Origin of the sequence: Streptomyces sp. MK37H (assembly GCF_018035285.1) — a bacterium.
Classification (GTDB): Bacteria; Actinomycetota; Actinomycetes; order Streptomycetales; family Streptomycetaceae; genus Streptomyces; species Streptomyces endocoffeicus.
On record NZ_JAAAYH010000550.1, the window covers coordinates 1 to 4,901 of the forward strand.

Sequence of the window (4,901 nt, forward strand, 5' to 3'; positions counted from 1 at the left end):
TTGCCCACAAACCGGCTCAGCCAGGGTCTCGTAAGGCTAGGCGGGCCATTTCGCCGTATTGGTGGAGGAGGTCCGGGTATGCCTCAGCCGCGACCCGGAGCCAGCGTTCCGCTTCCTCCGTCCGCCCCAGCCCCCGCAACGCTTCCGCCAGCCAGTACGGCGCCTCCTCGTGCTCCCCCTCGCACGCCACCCTCAGCAGCGGCTCCGCCTCCGCACACGCCCCCCGCCGCACCATGCTCCGCCCCGCCAGAAACGCGGGCGGTACAAGCCCGCTGCGCGCGGCGCGCACGTACCAGCGCTCGGCGTGCTGCGGATCCCCGCCGCGCTCCTCCGACGTCCAGCCCAGCCACCACGCGGCGCGCCCATGCCCCAGGTCGGCCGCCCGGCGGAACCAGATCTGGGCGGTGCGCCGGTCCCGGGCCTCGTCGTAGATCCGGCCGATGTCATACGCCGCACCGGCATCGCCCTCCGCCGCCGCGGGCTCGTAGTACGGCACCATCCGCAGCCCCTTGGCGCCGCCGCCCTCGTACAGCATCCGCCCGAGGGCGAGCAGGGCGCGCGGGGTGCCCGCCTTGCGGTACCACTCGGCGGCCTCCGGGAGCCGGTACAGCCGGTCCAGCGCGTCGGCGTACGCGAACCAGGCGTCCGGGCCGCCCTCCTCGGCGCGGGCCCGCAGCCCTGGCAGCCGCTCCTCCCACTCGGCGGGCGGCATCCGCTCGGGGTCGGCCCGGATCGCGGCGATGTCCCGAAGCGCCGCGGCGATCCGCTCCTCGCCCTCGCCGAACGGGTCCGCACACTCCTCGTCGGCACCGGTCGCCCGCAGCCACCGCTCCGCCTCCTCGAGCCGCCGCTGCCGCACGCACAGCACCCCGAGGTTGAAGCAGGCCCACATGTGGCCGCCGTCCGCCTCATCGGCCGTGCGGTACCACTCCTCGGCGGTGCGGAGCTCGCCGTTCTCCTCCGCCCAGACGCCGAGGACGTACGCCGCGCCGTCGTAGCCCCGCTCATGGGCGCGTTCGACCAGGGCGCGGGCCTCGGCCCAGCGGCTGTCGTCGCGGGCGATGAAGAGGGCCTGGTCCACCAGTGCCTTGGCGCCGCCGACCGCGGCCGCACGGGCGTACAGCGCCTCGGCCTCCGCGACCATCCGGGGGTAGCGCTCGAACATCGCCCTGCGCTCCGGGTCGAGCAGCTCGCGCAGCGCCTCGTACGCCTCCTCGGGGTCGCCCTCGGCCTCCGCCCGGGCGAGGGCCGCGCGCCAGCCGTCCAGGTCCCTCAGCATGCTCTGGATGGCCCGGCGGCTGTGGGCGGCGACGTCGTCGCCCTCGGCGGACGCCTCGGCCAGCCGCTCCAGTGCGGTGTCCCATTCGCCACGCGCGGCCAGCAGCACGGCGCCATTGGTCCTGCACTCGACGCTGCCGAGCGCGGCCCCGTGCTCGTACCACCGCTCGGCGCCGGCCGTGTCACCGGCCTCCTGCAGCAGCCGGGCCAGACCGAACGCACAGCCGCCGTCGCGATCGGCGGCCGTGCGGTACCACCGCTCGGCCTCGGCGAACTCGCCGCGGTCCTTATGGCAGATCGCGAGCGTGCGCGAGGCGTCCGCGTCCCCGGCGTCGGCGGCCCTGGCCCACCAGGGCAGGGCCTCGTCCAGGCGGCCCCGGCCGGTGAGGAGTTCGGCGTAGGCCCGGTACGCGCCCGGCTTCCCGGCCGCCGCCGCGGCCCTCAGCCGGGCCGCTTCGGCTTCCGGATCCACCGCCGCATCTTGCGATGAATGTTCGACCATCACCTGATGGTGCCAGAGTGATCACGCCCGTTCGGCACGGGCCCTGCGACGGGCCAGCAGCGCCTCGCGCCGCTCGTCGAACTTGGTGGCCTGGTCGTCCAATCCGCCCATGTAGAGCCCCAGTTCCTCCTGCGCCTTGAGCCCCTCCGGGCCGAGCCCGCCGATCTCCAGGACCTTCAGGAAGCGCAGCACCGGCTGGAGGACGTCGTCGTGGTGGATGCGCAGGTTGTAGATGCCGCCGATGGCGATCTGAGCGGCGGCGCGCTCGAAGCCGGGCATCCCGTGGCCCGGCATGCGGAAGTTGACCACCACATCGCGGACGGCGCACATGGTCTGGTCGGGGGCCAGCTCGAACGCCTTTCCGAGCAGGTTCCGGTAGAAGATCATGTGCAGGTTCTCATCGGTGGCGATGCGCGCCAGCATCCGGTCGCAGACCGGGTCACCGGAGTGATGGCCGGTGTTGCGGTGCGAGACGCGGGTGGCCAGCTCCTGGAAGGCGACATACGCCACGGTGTGCAGCATGCTGTGCTGGTTGTCCGATTCGAAGCCCTCGGACATGTGCTCCATGCGGAACCGCTCCAGCTGCACCGGGTCGACGGCGCGGCTGGTCAGCAGGTAGTCACGCATCACGATGCCGTGGCGCCCCTCCTCCGCCGTCCAGCGGTGCACCCAGGTGCCCCAGGCGCCGTCCCGGCCGAAGAGGGTCGCGATCTCGTGGTGGTAGCTGGGGAGGTTGTCCTCGGTGAGCAGGTTGACCACCAGCGCTATCCGGCCGACGTCGCTGACCTTGGACTGGTCGGGCGCCCATGCCTCACCGCCCATGATCCCGTCGAAGTTCCGGCCGTCGCTCCACGGGACGTACTCGTGCGGCATCCACTCCTTGGCGACCTTCAGATGCCGGTTGAGCTCGGTCTCGACGACCTCTTCGAGTGCGTACAGGAGCTGGGTATCGCTCCAGACGGCCTGACCGTGGCGGTGGGAAGGGGCAAGTGTCACGGTGGGGCTCCATGGGACGGGGGCGACGGGCTATACCTACGGCACCGTAGGTTACGACACCGTAGGTTAAAGCGAAAATAAACAGGCCAGGGCCTGTGGATGGCACGCGGTGAACTCGGCGTGACGCGCTCCCACTTGGCGATCCGGGGCGACGGGACGGGCGTGGCGGTAGAGCGAGTCGCCCCGTACACAACAAAAGCGCCCCGGCCGGATGGCCGGGGCGCTCCGCAGCGGCGTGCGCGCTTCGTCGATCGATCGCGTCAGTCGGTCTGCTTACGGGACTTCCTGTCTCCCGCCATCACCAGACCCGCGATCACCAGGAACAGGATGATCGGAGCAGCGACATAGAGGCCCAGTGTCTCGGCGACACTCAGGCCCGGACCCGGGTCGTCACCGTCGTCGCGGGTGAGCGCGAACGCGGGGGACGACATCAGCAGCATCGCCGTCGTCGCGGCGATGACTGCACCGGCGCGCACGGCGTTCTTTTTGACCTTGTTGCTCACGGACTCAAGTTATCCGACGCCCCCCGGCGCCGCGTGCCCGGGGTGGCCCTTAATACGGTGCTGAGATGACCATGACACGGCCCGGATCGCCGGCTCAGCGGCGGCCCGCCTCGCCGAGGTGGACCGTGGGCGGCAGCAGCCGTGGCGCGGCACGGGAGGCGAGGACGCGTATCCGCAGCCCGTCGGCGGTGACGGGTGCGGCCAGCGGAAGGATCCGCCGGGCCCCGATGGTCGTCCCGGAGGCGATGTCCCGCCAGTTCCCCGCCACCCGGGCCTGCACGGTGAACTCCTCCACCCGCTGCCCCTGGCGGATGTCCTCGCCGAGCCGCACCCGGTCGAAGGTCACCGGATGGCCGGGGGCCGGCCGGGAGCCGGTGCCGTATGTCGTCCTTACGGCCTTGCCGAAGGCCGTAAGGGAGGCCATATCGGCGTCGTCGATCCGGCCGTTCTTCGCGGGCGGCACGTTGAGCAGCAGCGAGGCGTTGCGGCCCACGCCGCGCTCGTACAGCGACATCAGCTGGTCCGGGGTCTTGGGCCGCTCCGCGGGGTCGTGGAACCAGCCGGGGCGGATCGAGACATCGGCCTCGGCCGGGTACCACTGCAGATAGCGCACGCCCGGCGCGGTCAGTTTCGCCCGCGAGCCGATGTCGGCGTCGGTGGAGTCATTGGGCAGCCCGCCGCCGATGACGGTCCACGGGTCGACCGCGGACGGGGTCACCGACCACTCGGTCTCCCGGGCGATGCCGTCCTCGTTGCCCACCCAGCGCACGCCCTGGGCGCCCTGGAAGATCACGGACTTCGGGGAGAGCGCGTGGATCAGCTCGAACCAGTTCCTGACGTTGTAGTGCTGGGTGACGCCCGCACCGCCCCAGGGGTTGGCGCCGTCCAGCCAGAACTCGTCGATGGGGCCGTACTGCGTCAGGATCTCGTAGATCTGGTTGAGGTAGTACGCGTCGTAGTCGTCGGCGGCGAAGCGGAAGGTGGGCAGCGCGCCGGAGGCGACCTTGTCCGCCCGGTCGTCGCCGGGGACGAGGGTGGGGATGGTGCGCTCGGTGGGCTTGCTGCCGTTGCCGTAGCGGCCCTGACCGGCGGGTGCGCGGTCGCCGTCCTCCAGGGCCATCCGCTCGGGCAGCGACAGCTCCTCGCCGTTCTGCTGCTTCTCGCGGATCTTTTCGACCCACTGGGCGTGCCAGGCGTGCGGCAGTTCGGCGCCGTCCGCGGGCGAGAGGTACACGCCGACCTCGAGTCCCGCCTTACGGGCGGCCTTGACGTACGCGCCCAGGACATCGCCGTCGGGGTTCCGGCCGCCGGGGCCCCTCGTCCACCAGGGGCTGGCCTCGACGTCGTGGTCGGTGTAGCGGCTCGGGTAGAGCGCGAAGCCGTCGTGGTGCTTGGCGGTGAGCATGACCTGCCGGGCGCCGGCGGCCTTGTACGCCCGCATCCACTGGTCCATGGCGAGCTCGGGCGGGTCGAAGAGCTTCTCGTCCTCGGCTCCGGAGCCCCACTGGCGGCCAGTCATGGTGTTCATGCCGAAGTGGGTGAAGGCGGTGATCTCGCGCTGCTGCCAGGCCCACTGCCCAGGGGTGGGGACGGTGTGGGCGGCCTTGTCGATGATGCGGGCG

General features: G+C 71.8%; 4 protein-coding genes. All 4 read right to left on the minus strand.

The features are described 5' to 3' along the window. Positions 1-16: 16 nt before the first annotated feature. On the minus strand, positions 17-1,750 hold the full coding sequence (locus tag GWI24_RS40270) for a sel1 repeat family protein (protein WP_308344253.1): 1,734 nt from the start codon (positions 1,748-1,750) through the stop codon (positions 17-19). 51 nt (positions 1,751-1,801) lie between these two features. Further along, on the minus strand, positions 1,802-2,776 hold the full coding sequence (locus tag GWI24_RS40275) for an acyl-ACP desaturase (RefSeq protein ID WP_210950980.1): 975 nt from the start codon (positions 2,774-2,776) through the stop codon (positions 1,802-1,804). 260 nt (positions 2,777-3,036) lie between these two features. Beyond that, positions 3,037-3,279, minus strand: coding sequence for a hypothetical protein (locus GWI24_RS40280; RefSeq protein ID WP_014060726.1), 243 nt, complete (start codon positions 3,277-3,279; stop codon positions 3,037-3,039). A 94-nt stretch (positions 3,280-3,373) separates the two neighbouring features. After that, a partial coding sequence (locus tag GWI24_RS40285) for an alpha-L-fucosidase (RefSeq protein ID WP_210950981.1) occupies positions 3,374-4,901 on the minus strand: 1,528 nt, incomplete at its 5' end.